Source organism: Pseudomonas sp. DCB_AW (assembly GCF_026240895.1).
Lineage (GTDB): Bacteria > Pseudomonadota > Gammaproteobacteria > Pseudomonadales > Pseudomonadaceae > Aquipseudomonas > Aquipseudomonas kermanshahensis.
This window is the reverse complement of record NZ_JAPFCE010000003.1, coordinates 207,736-226,183: the sequence shown is the minus strand read 5'-3', so window position 1 is coordinate 226,183 and position 18,448 is coordinate 207,736. Positions and strand designations below refer to the sequence as shown.

Sequence of the window (18,448 nt, the reverse complement as noted above, 5' to 3'; positions counted from 1 at the left end):
AGGAAATTTATATTCCTACGAAGAAACACTCTTCGCCATCCCGCGAACCCCTTTGCCCTTGTGCCCGACCTGCCCCACTCCACCACGAGGCCCCGACATGCATCCCGCTCCCGATCATTTCATCCTGCGCGTCAGTTGCCCGGCCGTGTCCGGCATCGTCGCCGCGGTGACCACCTACCTGGCCGAGCACGGTTGCTACATCAGCGAGATGGCGCAGTTCGACGACGAGGACAATGGCCGCTTCTTCATGCGCGCCGTGTTCCGCTACAACACCGGTGTCAGCGGTGACACGCCGCAACTGGAAGCGGGCTTTGCCGACGTCGCCCAGCGCTTCGACATGCAATGGAGCCTGCACAGCAGCGCCCGGCCGATGCGTGTGTTGCTGATGGTCAGCAAGTTCGACCACTGCCTGTCCGACCTGCTCTACCGCCACGCCAAGGGCGAGCTGGACATGCACATCACTGCCGTGGTTTCCAACCACCTGGACCTGCGCCCCATGGCCGAACGCCAGGGCATCCGTTTCGTCTACCTGCCGGTAACCAAAGAAACCAAGGCCGAGCAGGAGGCCGCGCTGATGCGCATTGTCGAGGACACCGGCACCGAGCTGGTGGTGCTGGCGCGCTACATGCAAATCCTCTCCGACGACCTGTGCCGGCAACTGTCGGGCCGGGCGATCAATATTCACCATTCGTTCCTGCCCGGTTTCAAAGGCGCCAAGCCTTACCACCAGGCTTACCAACGCGGGGTCAAGCTGATCGGCGCCACTGCGCACTACGTCACCAGCGACCTCGACGAAGGGCCGATCATCGAGCAGGAAGTGCAGCGCGTGGACCACGCCTACGCCCCTGACAACCTGGTAGCCATCGGCCGTGACACCGAGACCATCGCCCTGTCGCGTGCGGTGAAGTACCACCTGGAACACCGGGTGTTCCTCAACCACGACCGCACGGTGATCTTCAAATGAACGCCCTCCCCAGCGTCAAGCTGATCGACGGTAAGGCCACGGCGGCGCGGGTGCTGACCGAGGTCCGTGAGCAGGTGCACACTCTGCGCCAGGGCGGTGTGCAACCAGGCCTGGCCGTGGTGCTGGTAGGCGCCGACGCCGCCAGCCAGGTGTATGTGCGCAACAAGGTGCTGCGTGCCGAGGAAGTGGGCATCCGCTCCCTGGAGCATCGCCTGCCGGTAGACACGTCTCAAGCCCACCTGCTCACCCTGATCGACCGGCTCAACCGTGACAACGCGGTCAACGGCATCCTCGTGCAACTGCCCTTGCCGGCACACATCGACGCGCACCGCGTGCTGCAAGCCATCAGCCCGCTCAAGGACGTGGACGGCTTCCACAGCGAGAACGTCGGCGGCCTGGCCCAGGGCCGCGACGTGCTCACCCCCTGCACCCCCAGTGGCTGCATGCGCCTGTTGCGCGATGCTTGCGGTGAGTTGCGCGGCAAGCATGCGGTGGTGGTGGGGCGTTCGAACATTGTCGGCAAACCCATGGCCGCCCTGCTGCTGCAAGCCGACTGCACGGTGACCGTGGTGCACTCGCGCAGCCACGACCTGCCGGCGTTGTGCCGCCAAGCCGACATCCTCGTTGCTGCGGTGGGCAAGCCGCGCCTGATCGGCGCCGACTGGCTCAAGCCCGGCGCAGTGGTGATCGACGTCGGCATCAATCGCATCGATGAAGACGGCCGCAGCCGCCTGGTCGGCGACGTCGATTTTGCCGCCGCCCTGCCCCAGGTCGCCGGCATCACCCCAGTGCCCGGTGGCGTCGGCCCAATGACCATCGCCTACCTGATGAAAAACACCCTGCTCGCCCTCGACCTGCAACAACAGGCCGCCCACCAGGAGCGCACCGCATGCCTTTCGCCCTGCTGAAATACGGCCTGAGCGCCGACTACCCGGTGGAGGTCGACCTGCCGCCACCCTGCGAACTCAAACCGCGCTACGACGTAGTGATCATCGGCGGCGGCGGCCACGGCCTGGCCATCGCCTACTACCTGGCCAAGTACCACGGCATCACCAACGTCGCTGTGCTGGAAAAGGCCTACCTGGGTGGCGGTAATACCGCACGCAACACGGCGGTGATTCGCTCCAACTACCTCACCAGTGAAGGCGTGCGCTTTTACGCAGAATCGGTGCGGATGTTCCAGAACCTGTCCAACGAGTTCGACTTCAACATCATGTACTCCGAGCGCGGCCAGCTGACCCTGGCGCACACCGACGCCACCGTGCGCGCCTTCCGCCAGCGTGCCGAGGTCAACAAGCACTTTGGCGGGCGCACCGAGATGATCGACCGCCAGCAGATCCGCGAACTGGTGCCGAGCCTGAACCTCGACCCCGGCCACCTGCCGGTGCTGGCCGGGCTGTGGCACATCGACGGCGCCACCGCACGCCACGACGCGGTGGCCTGGGGCTACGCCAAGCAGGCCGCCAAGCGCGGGGTCGAGATTCATCAACTGACCGAGGTGCAGGACCTGCTGATCCGCAATGGCCGCATCGAAGCGGTGAAGACCAACCGTGGCACGGTGCAGTGCGGCTGCGTGGTGCAGGCCGTGGCCGGGGCCAGTTCGCTGTTGATGGCCAAGGCCGGCATCCGTGCGCCGATCCATACCTACCCGCTGCAGGCCATGGTCACCCAGCCGTTCAAGCCATTTCTCGATCCGCTGGTCAGCTCGTCGGCGCTGCACTGCTACGTGCAGCAGACCAGCCGTGGCGAGATCGTCTTCGGCGGCGGCTCCGACCCCTACCCGCTGTACAACACCCGCTCCACCCTCGATTTGAAGGAAAGCCTGCTGGCCCACGCCATCGAGATGTTCCCGTTCATGGCCAACGCCAAGCTGATGCGCCAATGGGCCGGGATGACCGACATGACGCCGGACTACAGCCCGATCATGGGCCTGTCGCCGGTCGACAACTACTACCTGGACGCCGGCTGGGGTACCTGGGGTTTCAAGGCCACGCCGATTTGCGGCAAGACCATGGCCGAGCTGGTCGCCAGTGGCGGCAAGGTGCCAGAGATGATCGCGCCCTTCGCCCTGGAGCGCTTCAGCCGCTTCCAGCAAGTCAACGAAATGGGCGCGACCGCCGCCAGCCACTAAAAGGAACGCACGATGAAGATCCTGACCTGCCCCTTGAACGGCCCGCGCAACATCAGCGAATTCACCTACGGCGGCGAGTTCAAGCACATGCCCGACCCGGCCGCCTGCAGCGATGCCGAATGGGCCGACTACGTATTCAACAGCGACAACCACGCCGGTGTAGTCATCGAGTGGTGGCTGCACAACGCCTCCAGCTACTGGTTCCTGGCCGAGCGCCACACCGTCAGCGACCAGGTGCTGCGCACCTTCGATCCAAAAGAACTGTTCGACCGCCGCGTCGACTTCACCCCCGCCGCCACCCCGGAGATCGCCGGATGAACAGCCACACTCGCCTCCCCGCGCCCATGGGCCTGCTGATCGACCGCGAGCGGCCCCTGCGTTTCAACTTCGATGGCCAGGCCTGCCAGGGCTTTGCCGGCGACAGCATCGCCAGTGCCCTGCTCGGCAACGGCCGCTGGTTGCTGTCGCGTTCGTTCAAGTACCACCGCCCGCGAGGCCCGCTGAGCCTGGCCGGGCAGGATGCCAACACCTTGGTGCAACTGCCCGACGAACCCAACGTGCTGGCCGACATGGAGGCGGCGCGTGATGGGCAGGTGGTCGAGGGGCAGAACTTCAACGGCAGCCTGGAACACGACCGTGACGCCTACCTGGGCACGTTTTCGCGGTTCATGCCGGTAGGCTTCTATTACCGCTCGTTCTACAAGCCCAAGGGCATGTGGAAGGTCTGGGAGCCGCTGATTCGCAAGAAGGCCGGCCTCGGCGTGCTGGACCTCGGCTTCAAGCCGCAGTACTACGACAAGGCCTATCTGTTCGTCGATGTGGCGGTGATCGGCGGTGGCCCTGCCGGCTTGCGCGCGGCGCTGGACGCGGCCAACGCCGGGGCCAAGGTGCTGCTGATCGAGCAGCAACCGGTGCTGGGAGGCTCGCTGACCTACGCCCGCTTCGACATCGCCGGCACCCGCGCGGCCAGCCTGCGCCAGGAGCTGCTGGCGGCTGTCGAGGGCCACCCGAATATCCACGTGCTGCTCGAGGCCACCTGCAACGGCTGGTTCACCGACAACTACCTGCCGGTGATTCAGCACAAGCGCCTGTATAAGGTACGCGCCACGCGCTGCCTGGTGGCGGCGGGCTCATTCGACCAGCCGGTGGTGTTTCGCAACAACGACTTGCCCGGGGTGATGCTGACCAGCGCCGCGCAACGGCTGATGAAGCTGTACGCGGTCAAGCCGGGGCAACGGGCGGTGATCCTCACGGGCCACGACGACGGCTACCTGGCCGCGCTCGACCTGCAGGAGCAAGGTGTGGCCATTGCCGCCCTGGTGGACATGCGCGCCGCGCCCGCCGATGCCGCGCTGGCTGCAGAATTGAAACGGCGTGATATCCCCATTCATCTGGGCAGCACCGTCTATGAAGCCCTGCACGACAAGGGCATGCGCCATTTGACTGGCGTCGATATCCGCCCGATCACCGGCCAGGGCAAGGTCGGCGACCATGGCCTGTGCCTGGCTTGCGACCTGCTGTGCATGTCGGCCGGCTACATGCCGGTGTACCAACTGCTGTGCCAGGCTGGCGGCAAGCTGGCCTATGACGTCAACCGCGACGAGTTCGCCATCAGCAACCTACCGGCGGGGCTGGATATCGCAGGCTCGGTGAACGGCCGGCATGTGCTAAGCAATGTGCTCACGGACGCCACCCGCGCAGCTAGCGAGGCCCTGGCGGCGCTTGGCCTGGAGGCCCCTGCGCAGGCAAGCTTCGTCGCAGAGGCCAAGGTCAATCATCCGTGGCCGATCTTCCCGCACCCCAAGGGCAAGGACTTCGTCGACTTCGACGAAGACTTGCAGGTGCGCGATATCGTCAACGCTACCCGCAGCGGCTATCGCGACGTGCAACTGGTCAAGCGCTTTTCCACGGTCGGCATGGGCCCATCGCAGGGGCGTCACTCGGCCTTGCCGACGGCTCGGCTCGTAGCGCTGGCGACCGGCCGCAGCATCAGCGAAACCGGCGTGACCACAGCACGGCCACCGTTCCAGGCCGAGAAACTGGCCCACGTGGCGGGCCGCGCTTTCGACCCGTACCGGCAGACACCGATGCACCGCCGTCACCTGCAAGCAGGCGCGAAAATGATGCCTGCCGGTATCTGGCAGCGCCCGGCCTACTACGGCAAGCCCGAGGACCGCGAACGCTGCATGCAAGAAGAAGCGCGGCATGTGCGCGAGAAGGTCGGGCTGATCGACGTCTCCACCCTCGGCGGCCTCGACGTGCGCGGCCCGGACGCGGCCGAGCTGCTCGAGCGCCTGTACACCTTCGGCTTCGCCAAACTGGCGATCGGCCGCACCCGCTATGCACTGATGACCAACGAGCACGGCGTGGTGATTGATGACGGCGTCTGCGCACGCCTGGCCGAGCAGCACTTCTATGTCAGCGCCACCACCAGTGGCGTCGACCGCATTTACCAGCAGATGCTCAAGTGGAACGCGCAGTGGCGCCTGGACGTCGACATCACCAACGTCACCGCCGCCCTGGCCGCCGTCAACCTGGCCGGCCCCTTGTCGCGCCAGGTGCTGGCCAAGGTGTGCGAAGGCGTGGAACTGTCGGCCGCGGCCTTCCCTTACCTGGGCGTACGCCTGGGCAAGGTGGCGGGCATTTCGGCGCGCATCCTGCGGGTCGGTTTCGTCGGCGAGCTGGGCTATGAAATCCATGTGCCGGCACGCCATGCCGAACGCCTGTGGGACGCCTTGATGCAAGCAGGCGCCGGGCTGGGCATTCGCCCGTTCGGTGTCGAGACCCAGCGCCTGCTGCGGCTGGAAAAAGGCCATGTGATCATCAGCCAGGACACCGATGGCATGACCCACCCCGCTGAAATCGACATGCAGTGGGCGATCGGCCGCAAGAAACCGTTCTTCGTCGGCAAGCGCTCGATCGAGATCCTCGAAGCGCAGCCGCTCAAGCGCAAGCTGGTCGGGTTCACGCTGCCCAAGGGTAGCCCGCAGCCACTGGAAGGCCACCTGGTGCTGGACGGCCCGGACATCAGCGGCAACGTCACCTCGTGCGAGTACTCGCAAACCCTGGGGCAGATCATCGGCCTGGCTTACGCCGGCGCCCACCAGGCCACCCCCGGCATGCACATCCCAATCCGCGTGGAGGGCGGTGTGATGGTCAATGCCAAGGTGGTGCAACTGCCCTTCCATGATCCCGACAACCTGCGCCAGGAGCTGTGAGCCATGACTAGCCTGAAGACAGAACAGTACTTCTCTCCCCAGCCACAGGCCGAGCAACTGCTGACCTGCGCGCTGACCGACCTGACCGACCTGGCGCGGGTGGGTTTTCGTGGCGCCGACAGCGCGCCCTACCTGCAAGCACGCGGCTATCGTTTGCCGCCACAGCCCAACCAGGCGCTGCGCCAGGACGACGGTAGCTGGGTGGCGCGGCTGTCGGCCACCGAATACCTGCTGCTGGGCAGTTTCGCCGACCAAGGGGCGCGGATTGCCGCCGAAGAGGCCGACTGGGTGCAGGACGCCCAGCGCAACTACCTGCTGCCGCGCCAGGACAGCCACGCCTGGCTGCAGCTGTCGGGGCAGCATTGCAGCGCGGTGATGGCCAAGCTATGCGGGGTTGACCTGCGTGCCCAGGCGTTCCCGGTCGGGGCCGTGGCGCAGACATCGGCGGCGCGGATCAATGTGATCGTGGTGAATGTCGGGCGTGAAGCGGTGCCGGCCTTGCAGCTGCTGTTTGACCGGGCTTCGTGGGCGTATTTTTGCGAAGCGATGCGGGATGCGATGGCGGAATTTGAAGGGGTGGAGATTGCACTGGACGCTGCGTACTAGCGGCAGGCGCGATTGAGGTAGGAGCAGCCTTGTGCTGCGAAGAGGCCCGTACCCGCAGCGAAGATCCACGGTGTTGCCACCGGCCTCTTCGCAGCACAAGGCTGCTCCTACACCCTTAAAGCGTGGCCAGCGGTGAGGCCTGGACGGCCCGCGAGCGCCAGGCAAACAGCAACACCATCACCAGGCCCAACCACGCCATCAACGCACCCGCCAGGGCCGCGCCACCCAGTGCGGCACCGATCGCATTGCCTAGATTGGGCGCCTCCTTGGCGGCCTCCATCACTGGCAGCGCCCCACACCAGCGGCAACGCCTTGCCCGCACACCTTGCGTAATACCAAAGCCAGGCGCGATTGAGGTAGGAGCAGCCTTGTGCTGCGAAGAGGCCCGTACCCGCAGCGAAGATTCACGGTGTTGCCACCGGCCTCTTCGCAGCACAAGGCTGCTCCTACACCCTTACAGCGTGGCCAGCGGTGAGGACTGGACGGCACGCGAGCGCCAGGCAAACAGCAACACCATCACCAGGCCCAACCCCGCCATCAACGCACCCGCCAGGGAAATCGCCGGGTAGCCCAGCCCTGCATTGATCACCGCGCCACCCAGCGCGGCACCGATCGCATTGCCCAGGTTGAACGCCCCGATATTCACCGCAGACGCCAGGTTGGGCGCCTCCTTGGCGGCCTCCATCACGCGCATCTGCAGCGGCGGTACCAGGGCAAAACTGGCAGCGCCCCACACCAGCACCGCCAGTGCGGTAGGCAGTGCCCAGGGCATCAACAGCGGGAACACCAGCAACACGGCAATCAGCACCGCCAACGAGACGATAAGCGTGCGGTCAACCGAACGGTCCGCCGCCTTGCCACCCCACACGTTGCCCAGCGTCAGGCCAATACCGAACAACACCAGCATGGCGGTGATGAACGGTGTGGAGGCCTGGGCTTCACTGTGCAGGATTGGCGCAATGTAGGTAAAGACGGTAAACATCGCACTGGAACCCACCACGGTCAGTGCCAGCGCCGCCAGTACCGGGCCACGGCCCAGCACGCGGATCTCGGCCATCACCCCATCGCTTTTCGGCAGCGGCACATTAGGCAGTGCGTACCACAGCGTCGTCATCGCAATCAGCCCCAGGCCCGCAATGCCCCAGAAGGCCGTACGCCACCCCAGCAATTCGCCAAACCAGGTGGCCAGCGGCACACCGCCGATGGTCGCCAGCGTCAGCCCCATGAACATGGCCGCCACGGCCCCTGCCCGTTTTTCAGGCGGCACCACGCTGGCCGCGACGATCGAGCCAATGCCAAAGAACGCGCCATGGTTGAGCGAGGTCACCACGCGGGCAACCATCAGGCTGGCGTAGTCAGTCGCCAGGGCCGACATCAGGTTACCCAGGGTGAAAATGGCCATCAGCCCGATCAGCAGGTAACGCCGTGGCACCCTGCCGGTGGCCAAAGTCATCAGCGGGGCACCGATCAGCACGCCGAGGGCGTAGGCACTGACCAGCAGCCCGGCTGCGGGGATCGACACGCCAAGGTCGGTGGCAATACTGGGCAACATGCCCATGGGGGCGAACTCGGTGACGCCGATGCCAAAGGCACCGATGGCGAGTGCGACGAGGGGTGGATTGATGCGCATGAAACGGCTCCTTATCTGTGCCTGAAATGCTACGATCCGTTTCATGCGGACACTAGACTGCATTTTTGCCAACCACCTTTGCGCACGAGGCACAAATGGACTTCACCGGAAGGTCTGGAGAGATGGAGATTTTTGCCAAGGTGGCGCAAGAAGGCAGCTTGTCTGCGGCGGCACGTGCGCTGGGGCTGACGCCGTCGGCTGTCAGCCGGATCATCGCCCGTACCGAGCAGCGCCTGGGCACTCGCCTGCTGTTGCGCACCACGCGCGCCATCACGCTGACTCCAGAGGGCGACGCCTACCTGCGCGGCGCACGGCGCATCCTGGCCGACCTGGATGAGGTCGAGGATGCCATCACCGACCAAGGTGTACCGCGGGGCCGGCTGCGGGTCAGTGCCGCACTGGGCCATGCGCGGCTGACGGTGGTGCCTTTGCTGGCGCAGTTCAGCGCCTTGTACCCGCAAGTGCTGGTCGACCTTACCTTAAGCGACGAAGTGGTCGACATCGCCGGCGGCCAGGCCGATGTGGCGCTGCGTTTCGGCCACCTGCCGGACAGCTCGCTGAGCGCCCGCTACATTGGCGACACCGGTCAAGTGATCGTCGCCTCGCCCGACTACCTGCAACGCTGCGGTACCCCGGTGGAACCTGAAGACCTGGCCCGCCACAACTGTTTGCGCTTCAACTTCCGCCGCGCTGTAGCCGACTGGCCGTTTCGCCGGGACGGGCAGGCCTTTGCCCTGAAAGTCACCGGTAACCTGGAGTGCAGCAGCGGCGAGGCACTGGCCCAATTCGCCAGGCTGGGGGCCGGCATCGCGCGCATCGGCACCTTCACAGTGGCCGATGACCTCAACAACGGGCAACTGGTGCCCGTGCTGGAAGCCTACAACCCCGGCGACCGCGAGCCGATACACGCCGTATTCGTCGGTGGCCCGGCGATGCCGGCACGGGTGCGGGTGTTCGTGGACTTCCTGGTCCAGCATCACCAGGGCTGGCCAACCCGCCACGAACCGCCACGATTCACACCCTGAGCGCAATTCATGCGCATATTTCTGCGTTGCACGCGAACACTTAGCAACCCCGCCTGAACGCCTTGCGATAGCATCGGATCCAATCGTTACCCCTGCTCGCCACACACGGCCCGAGGAGATTGGCATGCAAGCTTTGGGAATGGACTACCGACACGGCGAAGTGGTTGCCAGCCACTGCCATGCCGAAGATCAACTGATGTATGCCGCCAACGGCGTGATGCGCGTGTGCAGCGATGGCGGCAACTGGGTGATACCGCGCGGGCAGGCGCTGTGGATACCTGCCGGCATGAGCCACGAAGTGCGCATGCAAGGCGAAGTGGCGATGCGCACCTTGCTGCTGGGGTCGCACGTGACTCGCTGCCATGTGATCGCGGTCTCCGGCCTGCTGCGCGAGTTGATCCTGGCGGGGTCACGGATGTTGCAACGCGACGAGCCGCTGGGCGAGCACGCTCGGGCACTGATCCAGCGTGAACTGGAGACGGCCGAGCGCATCGACGCCTATGTGCCGGTACCGCAGCATGCGCGGCTGCGCGCCTGGTGCGAGGGGTTTCTCGAAGACCCGGCCCAGGACCTGACGCTGGAGCAGTGTGGCGCGCAGTTGAACATGAGTGCCCGCACCCTGGCGCGGTTGTTTCAGCGTGAGGTGGGGATGTCGTATGGCGAGTGGCGGGCCCGCACCCGCATGATCCTCAGCCAGCAGTGCCTGGCCGATGGCAAGCCAATCCTGAACGTGGCGCTGGAGCACGGCTACCAAAGCGCCAGCGCATTCGCCGCGATGTTCAAGCGCATCCTTGGCTACAACCCCAGCGCCTGGCAAATCAGCGTGCTCGGCACCGGCACCGCGCCCACGCACTGACCGCCAAGGCTGAGGTTGTCCCAGTTGCGCGCACGGTTGTCCCGCTTGCGGCAGCGGGGCCGCCCTGCCCCTCGATAAGCTGGCTTCACGACCCCTCATACGACTTTGCGTGATGCCAATACGATCCCTTTCCTGCCCTGCCGGGCGCGCCGCCGCCTTCGGCTTGCTCGGCGTGCTGACGGCTTGCACCGGGCACCCCACAAACGCCGTGCCCCCCACTGCATTCCAGGCAACCCCTGCACTGCACCTGCCTGCCGGCGTCAGCGACCAGGCGCTGCCCGCGCGCTGGTGGGCGCTGTACCACGACCCGCAGCTCAATGCCTGGGTGCTGCAAGCCTTGGCGCACAACCAGGACTTGGCCCAGGCCGAAGCCAACGTGCAGGCCATGCTCGCCGGCATTGGCGAGTTCGATGCCCGGCGCTGGCCGTCCACCTCCATTGGCATGGGCGCGAGCTATGGCAAGAGCGCCGATGACCAGACCCTGGCCGAGGCGACCGACAGCCATGCGCCGTCGCAATGGGCTTTCAACCCGGCCATCGAGCTGGCTTACCAGGTCGATGTCTGGGGCCAGGTGCGCGCCGCCATCGAGCGGGCGCGGGTGCAGGCCGAGGCCAGCCGCGATGCCCTGGACCTGGTGCAGCTGCACGTGGTCAGCCAGACCACCCGGGCCTACATCGACCAGTGCGTGTACAGTGCCCGCATCGCCGCGGCCAGGCAGTCCCTGAGCACCTTGGAGCGCAGTGTGCAGCTCAGCGACCGCCAGCGGCAGGCCGGGGTCGCTACGGAGCTCGATAGCGTGCGCCTGCTGGGGTTGCGGGAGCAGGTACGGGCGCAGCTGCCGATGCTGGAGGCACGCCGGCAGATGGCGCTGTACGAACTGAGCATGCTCAGTGGCCAGGACCCGACAACGCTCACGGACGACACCGACACCTGCCAGCGCATCCCGACCCTCGCCGCGCCGTTGCCCGCTGGCGACGCCTGGCGCCTGCTCGAACGCCGGCCCGACGTGCGCAAGGCAGAGCGCGAACTGCAGGCTGCCGCCCTGGAAGTCGATATCGTCAAGGCCGACCTGTATCCGAAAGTCAGCTTCGGTGCCTCGTTGACCTCGTCGGACCACCACCTTGCCAACCTGGGTGACAGCCGCGCGGTGATGTTTGCCATCGGGCCGTTGATCAGCTGGGAATTCCCCAATATCAAAGCCAACCGCGCACGGGTGAACAAGGCCCAGGCGTTGCAAAACGCGCAGGTAGCCCATTACCGCGGGGTAGCGCTGGCGGCACTCAAGGATGTGCGCCAGGCACTGGCGCGCCTTGAGGGTGAGCGCCAACGGGCCTTGGCCCTGGGTGCGGCCCTGGCGCAAGGCGAGCGTGGCTTTGCCCTTGCGCAACGCAACTATCAGGCAGGCACCGTTGATGCATTGGCGTTGCTCGACAGCGAGCGCGACCTGATCCAGGTCAGGGCCAGCCACGTCGAGGCCCAAGGCCGCCTGGCGCGTGCCCAGATCAACCTGTTCCGCGCCCTCGGCGGGCGCTGGCAGTCGTCACCAGCACCGGCCCCAAGCCAGGTGCACCGCTCCACCCCCGAGACTGGAAGCCAATCATGAATGTTGCCGTTAGCAAGAACCCGCTGCCCGATGACCAGGCCCAGGCAGTTGCCACCGCCCCCAGGCCTACCCGTCGCCGCCTGGCGCTGTACGCCGGTGGTGGCCTGACGGTGCTGGCAGCGCTGGCATTCAGCGGGTACTGGTTGACCACGGGGCGCTACCTGGAAACCACCGATGACGCTTACGTGCGTGCCGACTGGGTGGCCTTGAGCGCGCGCGTGGCCGGTTATGTGGCCAAAGTGGAAGTAGAGGACGACCAGGCCGTCAAAGCCGGCGATGTGCTGGTACGCCTGCAGCACCGCGACTACCGCGCCCGCCTCGACCAGGCCACTGCCGGCGTGGCCGAAGCGCACGCCGCGTTGGCCGCCGCACAGGCACGCCAGCAAGTGGCCGCCGAACGCATCAACCAGCAGCAGCAGGCCATCGTCCAGGCTGAAGCGGCTGTGCACAGTGCCAGCGCCGAGCGCCAGCGCAGCGAGCTGGACATGCAGCGCTACCGTGGCTTGGTGCGCGATGACGCAGCCACCGTGCAGCGCCTGGAAGCCGCCCACGCCAACGCCGTGCAAGCCGGCGCCGCGCTGCAAGGCGCGCAGGCACATTTGCGTGAGCAGCGCTCGCAGCTGGCGATGGCCAAGGCACAGGCGCTGGCGGCCGATGCCGAGATCAAGCAACGGGCAGCAGGCCTGAGCCGTGCCCAGGCCCGGCAGGCGCTGGCCGACCAGGACGCACAGGACACCGTCCTGCGCGCGCCCATCGACGGCGTGGTCGGCCAGCGCCGTGTGCGCGCCGGGCAGTACGTGGTGCCTGGACAGCCGCTGCTGGCGGTGGTGCCGTTGCAGCAGACCTACGTGGTTGCCAACTACAAGGAAACCCAGCTGGCACACATGCGCCCAGGGCAACCGGTGCAGGTCCGTGTCGACAGCTTTTCCAGCCAGCCTGTGCAAGGCCACGTGGCCAGCTTCTCGCCGGCGTCCGGTAACGTCTTCGCACTGCTGCCATCGGACAACGCCACTGGCAACTTCACCAAGATCGTCCAGCGCTTTCCGGTGCGCATCGTCCTCGACCGGCCGGCAGACGGCCTGCAGATACTGCCCGGCATGTCGGTGGTGACCACGGTCGACACACGCCCCGTGGAGCCTGCCGATGAGCAGTGAGCAACGCGTACCGTTACGCGCCTGGGTGGCCGTGTTCGGCGGCCTGCTCGGCTGCTTCATGGCTGGCATGAACGTGCACGTCACCAGCGCGGCGCTGCCCGAGATCCGCGGCTCGCTGGGCGCGAGCTTCGAGGAAGGCTCGTGGATCTCCACCGCCTACCTGGTGGCGGAAATCGTCATGATTCCGCTGACGGCCTGGCTGGTCGAAGTGTTTTCCATGCGCCGGGTGATGTGGACGGGTTCGTTCATCTTCCTGCTGGCGTCGATCGCCTGCTCGTGGGCCCCCAACCTTGAGGCGATGATCACCCTCAGGGTGATTCAGGGCGCTGCCGGCGCCGTGCTGATTCCCCTCTCCTTCCAGCTGATCATCACCGAACTGCCCGCCAGCAAGATGGCCATGGGCATGGCCCTATTCAGCCTGGCCAACAGCGTGGCCCAGGCGGCCGGACCTTCCATTGGCGGCTGGTTGACCGATGTCTATTCGTGGCGCTGGATCTTCTACCTGCAGCTGTTCCCCGGTATCGCCTTGCTGCTCGCCATCGCCTGGTCGATCGAGGCCAAACCCCTGCAACTGACCCTGTTGCGCCGTGGCGACTGGCTGGGCATCACGGCCATGGTCGTTGGCCTGGGCGGGCTGCAGATCGTGCTGGAAGAAGGCGGCCGGCTGGACTGGTTCGGTTCGACATTCATCGTCGGCATGTCAATCATCGCCGGCCTGGCGCTGGCGGTGTTCGTCTACACGCAGCTGTACGGCCAACGCGCGTTCATCAACTTGCGCTTGCTGGGGCGGTACAACTTCGGGGTGGCCAGCGTTGCCATGTTCATCTTTGGCGGGGCTACCTTTGGCCTGGTGTTCCTGGTGCCCAACTACCTCTCCCAACTGCAGGGTTACAGCGCCCGCGACGTGGGGGTGGCGCTGATCGCCTATGGCGTGGTGCAACTGCTGCTGGCGCCATTGATGCCACGGCTGATGGCCTGGACCAGCGCCAAGTTCATGGTGGCCAGCGGTTTTCTGATCATGGCCGCCGGCTGCTGGCTGGGTGCAAGCCTGACAGTCGACAGCGCCGACAACGTCATCATCCCATCCACGGTGGTACGCGGCATTGGCCAGCCGTTCATCATGGTGGCGCTGTCGGTACTGGCGGTGGCGGGGTTGGAAAAGCGAGAAGCGGGCTCCGCTTCGGCGGTGTTTTCCATGCTGCGCAACCTCGGGGGCGCCATCGGCACTGCCGCGCTGACGCAGATCGTGGCCACGCGCGAGCGTTACCACAGCGAGCGCATTCACGAGCATCTGACGGTGTTCGCGCCCAGCGTTCAGGAGCGTATAAGCCAAACTGTGCAGAGCTGGCTGCCGGCCCAGCAGCAGGCGCTGGAGGGGGTGGCGGCGACCATTCGGCGCGAGGCCTACCTGATGGCTTACAGCGATGCGTTCTACCTGGCGTGCCTGGCGCTGATAGGCTGCGCGGTGGCGGCGTTACTGTTGCGGACCCAGCGATCGGCTTGAACCCACCCTGAAAACGGCCCGCACACGCGGGCCGGCTTCACCTGGGCAGGCAGCAGCCTTCAATCGGCGAAGTGGATCACCATGCGGCCTTTGATCTTGCCCGCTTGCATCTCTTCGAAGATGTCATTGATGTCTTCGATCGGGCGCAGGGTCACCTTCGGCACCACCTTGCCTTGGGCGGCAAACTCGAAGGCTTCGTGCAGGTCTTGGCGGGTGCCGACCAGCGAACCGACAACCTCGATACCGTCGAGTACCAGGCGTGGAATATCCAGGCTCATGGCTTCTGGCGGCAGCCCCACAGCGACGAGGCGACCGCCCGCGCGCAGTGCATCCACTGCAGAGTTGAACGCGCTCTTGGCCACTGCCGTGACCACGGCAGCATGGGCGCCCCCGGTCTTGGCCTGGATGACTTTCGCGGCGTCTTCGTCGCGCGGGTTGACCACCAGGTCGGCGCCCATTTCACGGGCGAAGGCCAGCTGATCATCGTTGACGTCGATGGCAATGACACGGGCGTTGAAGACGTTTTTGGCGTACTGCAGGGCAAGGTTGCCCAGGCCGCCAAGGCCGTAGATGGCCAGCCATTGCCCAGGGCGGATATTCGATGATTTCACCGCCTTGTAGGTGGTCACGCCGGCGCAGGTGATGCTGCTGGCGGCCGCTGAATCCAGGCCATCCGGCACTTTAACCGCATAGTCGGCCACCACGATGCACGCCTCGGCCATGCCACCGTCGACCGTGTAGCCAGAGTTTTTCACCTCACGGCACAGCGTTTCGTTGCCGCTGTTGCAATATTCGCAGTGCCCGCAGCCCTGGAAGAACCACGCCACACTGGCCCGGTCACCCGGCTTGAGCGACGTGACACCCGGCCCCACTTCCACGACCACGCCAATCCCTTCGTGGCCCAGAATCACACCCGTCTTGTCGCCGAAATCGCCATTCTTGACATGCAGGTCGGTATGGCAAACGCCACAGCACTGCATCTTCAGCAACGCTTCACCGTGCGCCAGCGGCCGCAGTGTTTTCTCCACCACGTCCACGCGACGCCCTTTGGCAACGACAGCAGCTTTCATAAACACCTCCGTGTCTGTCTGAGTGAGCTTGAGAGAATGCTCGGATCAGCATAGTGGCGGATGGAGGAAGAGGCGTTGCTTCAGGTCAGGTTTTGAACGGGGGAGCGGGTTTACCCTAATGCCAGTCAGTTAAGCCCAATGGGTCCGCTGCGCGGCCCATCGCTGGCAAGCCAGCTCCCACAGGATGAGCGGGGCTCTCGAGAATTACGCCTTCCCTGTGGGAGCTGGCTTGCCTGCGATGGGCTGCGCAGCAGCCCCAATGAAGGCCGGTAAAGCTTAACGTTTGCCTGTAAACAGCGACGATGGGCCGCAGAGCGGCCCGGTAGGGTCAGTCGACGCGCACGAACACTTGCTTGGCCATGTTGTTGCCACCAATCGACTCAAGACGCTTGCCGCCGTCCAGCACGCGGACGTTGATCAGCGCGACACCGCTGGCATCACGGGCCACTACCACGTCGTCCTTGCGCTCCCACTCGTCGACCTTGATCTTGTTGCCTGCCGCAATGATGTAGTCGCTGGAGAACTCGACCGTCTGCTTGCCTGCGCTGTAGCCCATCACGCTGGTCGTGGCCTCATAGGTGCCATCCAGCGCGTCGTTGCCGCAGCCAGCCAGTACACAGAACGGCAGTGCTGCCAGCACGTATTTGAAGTGACGCATAGGTAATCCTTGTCTGTAGATCCTGAAAGAAACAATCAACCCTTGGCGGTGCCCACCAGGGAGTCGATCAACATCGCCGAGGCCGTGTCGCCGTTTTCCAGCACCAGCTGGCGAATCGATTTGCCGAACGCCGCCAGCGGCGTGTCGAAGGTGAAGTCGGACTTGCCCTGGTAGCTGGCAGCGAAGCGGATCACGTTCTCGGACCAGCCCACCCGCTGCCCGGCTGCCGCCAGGTTGTAGCTGTTGAAGAAGGCCGCGGCCACCGGCGTGGTGCCATCGACATCGGCTGCATTAAGGTCAGCGCCCGCCGCGACCAGCGCTTCGGCGTAGCTGTGGTTACGCTGGGCCATGCAGGCATGCAAGGCCGTCTCGCCGCCGTAGGCCTTGGCGTTGACGTCGCTGCCCTTGAGCAGTGCCTGGAACAGCGCTTCAGGCTGCTGGCCGGCGCCATGGCGGCGTTGCAGGCTGCCGGCTTTCTGGCAGAACACCGACAGCGCGGTGTCGCCGTAGACGTTGTGCGCCTTCAGGTCTTCCTTGCCCGCCAGGGTGATCATGTGCGCGAAGCTGCACGAGCTGTAGTCGCTGCCCGCCAGGCAGTTCATCAGGCGCGTGTTGCCGTTGATATCCCGCCCCATCGGGTCGGCGCCAACCGAGATCAGGTAGTCGTAGGCGTTATCGGCGACCACGGTGATCAGCGGCTTGTTCTCGTAATGCAGGCGTTGATTGACATTGATGCCGGCGCTTTTCAGCAGGTAGGCGAAGGCGTCGAGGTCTTTGATCTCTTTTGCCCAGTCCGACGTACGCGCTTGGCCCTGGGCGGCGTCCCACAGGCGCATGGCCATGGGCGAGGTGTCTGGCGGGCTGTCGACATCACGTACCTGGGCCGAGCCAGGCTGATAGTTGACCCACACGCCAGCCTGCTTGTCGTCCTTGTAGCTGCCCTTTTCGGACACCGTGCCGGCAGGCCAGCCGCGAATGAAGTACACCTCGTACAGGCCGTTTTTTTTGCCTGCGCTGTACTCGACCTTTGTGGCCGGCACCGACGTGCCATCCGTGAACGACGTCCAGGTCTCACGCACGCCATCGAGCTCGCCAGCCTTGTAGGTAGCGCGGTCCTTCAGTGTGCCCTGGTAGTCATAGTGCTCCACCAGGCCATCGAGCTTGCCGGAGCCATCGCTGGCGAAGGTCTCCAGCAGGGTGAGCTTCTGCTGGCCATCGATCACCTTCCACTCGCGCTGGGTGCCGACACGGATCGCGCGCTTGCGGAAATCAACGGTCGGGATCTCTGTGCTGTCACTGACCTGCAGGCCTGTGGCGCAGTCGTAGTGCTGCTCGCTGCGGCGCCCGCCTTCGAGGGTGATGACGTTGTCCAGGTGCTCGGCGAACTCGCCCTTGCACCAGGTCTTCTTGGGCCCGACAAACGCACCGTCCTGCAACTGGCCTTCTACCAGCAGCTTGCCGTCCTGGTCGAACTCCTTCCATTCGCCGACCACTTTGCCGTCTTCGACCTTGAACGCCTGCAGCACCCGGTCACCCACTTTGTGCACCACGGTGCCGTTCAGCCGCTCGCCCGACTTGCGCTCGAGGTACAGCGCATGCGGCGACCCGACAGTGCCGGTGTAGCTGGTGACTTCGTCGAAGTTGTATTCGGAGTTGCAACCTGCCAAGGCGGAGGCCAGGGCACAGAGAACGAAACGCTTTTTCATGAATATCCTTGTTGAAATGCGTGCAGCCTGTTGCGGGGCATGGCTTCGCCAACGCCCAGCAATGGCCTGGATGCAACGGAGTAAATGCAATGCGCAAAATGGCGGGCAGTGCCGCTGGAGGGCATCGGCTAGAAACGCATCAAGAAACTTGCCTTTCCATGGTTAACCGCTCTGGAATGCGGGTTTCGGCGGGATTATACATAGTAGCCTAACGATGGCAACGCTAATGATCTGTGCCGCGTTTGCCAGCATGCGCCTTCCCTGTGGGCTTGCCCGCGAAGGGGCGCGGAGCGGCCCCAATTAACCATCACCCGCCTGCATAC

16 protein-coding genes are annotated in these 18,448 nt (G+C 65.2%); 11 read left to right on the top strand and 5 right to left on the bottom strand.

The window, feature by feature from the left end; all coding sequences use genetic code 11:
- Positions 1 to 97: 97 nt before the first annotated feature.
- From purU to OO306_RS04250, 6 genes are read left to right on the top strand one after another with little or no spacing between them, the layout of a single operon-like run.
- On the top strand, positions 98 to 964 hold the full coding sequence (gene purU / locus OO306_RS04275; protein ID WP_265967844.1) for a formyltetrahydrofolate deformylase: 867 nt from the start codon (positions 98 to 100) through the stop codon (positions 962 to 964).
- Positions 961 to 1,872, top strand: a complete 912-nt coding sequence (gene folD / locus OO306_RS04270) for a bifunctional methylenetetrahydrofolate dehydrogenase/methenyltetrahydrofolate cyclohydrolase FolD (RefSeq protein WP_265967843.1) — start codon at positions 961 to 963, stop codon at positions 1,870 to 1,872. Before purU ends, folD begins: the two co-directional genes overlap by 4 nt.
- Entirely contained in the window at positions 1,854 to 3,095 is a 1,242-nt protein-coding gene (locus OO306_RS04265) for an FAD-dependent oxidoreductase (RefSeq protein WP_019099481.1), read from the top strand. Before folD ends, OO306_RS04265 begins: the two co-directional genes overlap by 19 nt.
- 12 nt (positions 3,096 to 3,107) lie before the next feature.
- The gene (locus tag OO306_RS04260) at positions 3,108 to 3,413 is read left to right on the top strand and encodes a sarcosine oxidase subunit delta (protein WP_265967842.1); all 306 of its coding nucleotides are present in this window, start codon (positions 3,108 to 3,110) and stop codon (positions 3,411 to 3,413) included.
- Positions 3,410 to 6,313, top strand: coding sequence for a 2Fe-2S iron-sulfur cluster-binding protein (locus tag OO306_RS04255; RefSeq protein WP_265967841.1), 2,904 nt, complete (start codon positions 3,410 to 3,412; stop codon positions 6,311 to 6,313). Before OO306_RS04260 ends, OO306_RS04255 begins: the two co-directional genes overlap by 4 nt.
- A 3-nt stretch (positions 6,314 to 6,316) precedes the next feature.
- Entirely contained in the window at positions 6,317 to 6,919 is a 603-nt protein-coding gene (locus tag OO306_RS04250) for a sarcosine oxidase subunit gamma (protein WP_265967840.1), read from the top strand.
- A gap of 115 nt (positions 6,920 to 7,034) precedes the next feature.
- Here the strand turns inward: OO306_RS04250 and OO306_RS04245 are convergent, their stop codons facing one another.
- Positions 7,035 to 7,199, bottom strand: a complete 165-nt coding sequence (locus OO306_RS04245; RefSeq protein WP_265967839.1) for a hypothetical protein — start codon at positions 7,197 to 7,199, stop codon at positions 7,035 to 7,037.
- 174 nt (positions 7,200 to 7,373) lie between these two features.
- Positions 7,374 to 8,549, bottom strand: a complete 1,176-nt coding sequence (locus tag OO306_RS04240) for an MFS transporter (RefSeq protein WP_265967838.1) — start codon at positions 8,547 to 8,549, stop codon at positions 7,374 to 7,376.
- 95 nt (positions 8,550 to 8,644) lie between these two features.
- On the opposite strand from OO306_RS04240, the gene OO306_RS04235 reads away from it, so the two are divergent.
- The 5 genes from OO306_RS04235 to OO306_RS04215 all read left to right on the top strand — a co-directional run bounded on the left by OO306_RS04235 (position 8,645) and on the right by OO306_RS04215 (position 14,691).
- The gene (locus OO306_RS04235) at positions 8,645 to 9,574 is read left to right on the top strand and encodes a LysR family transcriptional regulator (RefSeq protein WP_265967837.1); all 930 of its coding nucleotides are present in this window, start codon (positions 8,645 to 8,647) and stop codon (positions 9,572 to 9,574) included.
- Between the two features lie 124 nt (positions 9,575 to 9,698).
- The gene (locus OO306_RS04230) at positions 9,699 to 10,430 is read left to right on the top strand and encodes a helix-turn-helix transcriptional regulator (protein WP_265967836.1); all 732 of its coding nucleotides are present in this window, start codon (positions 9,699 to 9,701) and stop codon (positions 10,428 to 10,430) included.
- Positions 10,431 to 10,542: 112 nt separating this feature from the next.
- Positions 10,543 to 12,033, top strand: a complete 1,491-nt coding sequence (locus OO306_RS04225) for an efflux transporter outer membrane subunit (RefSeq protein WP_265967835.1) — start codon at positions 10,543 to 10,545, stop codon at positions 12,031 to 12,033.
- The gene (locus OO306_RS04220; RefSeq protein WP_265967834.1) at positions 12,030 to 13,187 is read left to right on the top strand and encodes an HlyD family secretion protein; all 1,158 of its coding nucleotides are present in this window, start codon (positions 12,030 to 12,032) and stop codon (positions 13,185 to 13,187) included. The genes OO306_RS04225 and OO306_RS04220 overlap by 4 nt, the downstream gene beginning before the upstream one ends.
- A complete protein-coding gene (locus OO306_RS04215) occupies positions 13,177 to 14,691 on the top strand; it encodes a DHA2 family efflux MFS transporter permease subunit (protein WP_265967833.1) in 1,515 nt (504 codons plus the stop codon). The genes OO306_RS04220 and OO306_RS04215 overlap by 11 nt, the downstream gene beginning before the upstream one ends.
- 59 nt (positions 14,692 to 14,750) lie before the next feature.
- On the opposite strand, the gene adhP is transcribed toward OO306_RS04215, so the two are convergent.
- The 3 genes from adhP to OO306_RS04200 all read right to left on the bottom strand — a co-directional run bounded on the left by adhP (position 14,751) and on the right by OO306_RS04200 (position 18,125).
- The gene (gene adhP, locus OO306_RS04210) at positions 14,751 to 15,761 is read right to left on the bottom strand and encodes an alcohol dehydrogenase AdhP (protein ID WP_085273116.1); all 1,011 of its coding nucleotides are present in this window, start codon (positions 15,759 to 15,761) and stop codon (positions 14,751 to 14,753) included.
- Positions 15,762 to 16,089: 328 nt separating this feature from the next.
- On the bottom strand, positions 16,090 to 16,419 hold the full coding sequence (locus OO306_RS04205; protein ID WP_265967832.1) for a hypothetical protein: 330 nt from the start codon (positions 16,417 to 16,419) through the stop codon (positions 16,090 to 16,092).
- 35 nt (positions 16,420 to 16,454) lie between these two features.
- Entirely contained in the window at positions 16,455 to 18,125 is a 1,671-nt protein-coding gene (locus tag OO306_RS04200) for a hypothetical protein (RefSeq protein WP_265967831.1), read from the bottom strand.
- Positions 18,126 to 18,448 lie beyond the last annotated feature (323 nt).

Bases quoted from the DNA above. Each gene is read 5' to 3' on its own strand.
- purU (WP_265967844.1), top strand. From the start codon at position 98: ATGCATCCCGCTCCCGATCATTTCATCCTGCGCGTCAGTTGCCCGGCC.
- folD (WP_265967843.1), top strand. From the start codon at position 961: ATGAACGCCCTCCCCAGCGTCAAGCTGATCGACGGTAAGGCCACGGCG.
- OO306_RS04265 (WP_019099481.1), top strand. From the start codon at position 1,854: ATGCCTTTCGCCCTGCTGAAATACGGCCTGAGCGCCGACTACCCGGTG.
- OO306_RS04260 (WP_265967842.1), top strand. From the start codon at position 3,108: ATGAAGATCCTGACCTGCCCCTTGAACGGCCCGCGCAACATCAGCGAA.
- OO306_RS04255 (WP_265967841.1), top strand. From the start codon at position 3,410: ATGAACAGCCACACTCGCCTCCCCGCGCCCATGGGCCTGCTGATCGAC.
- OO306_RS04250 (WP_265967840.1), top strand. From the start codon at position 6,317: ATGACTAGCCTGAAGACAGAACAGTACTTCTCTCCCCAGCCACAGGCC.
- OO306_RS04245 (WP_265967839.1), bottom strand. From the start codon at position 7,199: ATGGAGGCCGCCAAGGAGGCGCCCAATCTAGGCAATGCGATCGGTGCC.
- OO306_RS04240 (WP_265967838.1), bottom strand. From the start codon at position 8,549: ATGCGCATCAATCCACCCCTCGTCGCACTCGCCATCGGTGCCTTTGGC.
- OO306_RS04235 (WP_265967837.1), top strand. From the start codon at position 8,645: ATGGACTTCACCGGAAGGTCTGGAGAGATGGAGATTTTTGCCAAGGTG.
- OO306_RS04230 (WP_265967836.1), top strand. From the start codon at position 9,699: ATGCAAGCTTTGGGAATGGACTACCGACACGGCGAAGTGGTTGCCAGC.
- OO306_RS04225 (WP_265967835.1), top strand. From the start codon at position 10,543: ATGCCAATACGATCCCTTTCCTGCCCTGCCGGGCGCGCCGCCGCCTTC.
- OO306_RS04220 (WP_265967834.1), top strand. From the start codon at position 12,030: ATGAATGTTGCCGTTAGCAAGAACCCGCTGCCCGATGACCAGGCCCAG.
- OO306_RS04215 (WP_265967833.1), top strand. From the start codon at position 13,177: ATGAGCAGTGAGCAACGCGTACCGTTACGCGCCTGGGTGGCCGTGTTC.
- adhP (WP_085273116.1), bottom strand. From the start codon at position 15,761: ATGAAAGCTGCTGTCGTTGCCAAAGGGCGTCGCGTGGACGTGGTGGAG.
- OO306_RS04205 (WP_265967832.1), bottom strand. From the start codon at position 16,419: ATGCGTCACTTCAAATACGTGCTGGCAGCACTGCCGTTCTGTGTACTG.
- OO306_RS04200 (WP_265967831.1), bottom strand. From the start codon at position 18,125: ATGAAAAAGCGTTTCGTTCTCTGTGCCCTGGCCTCCGCCTTGGCAGGT.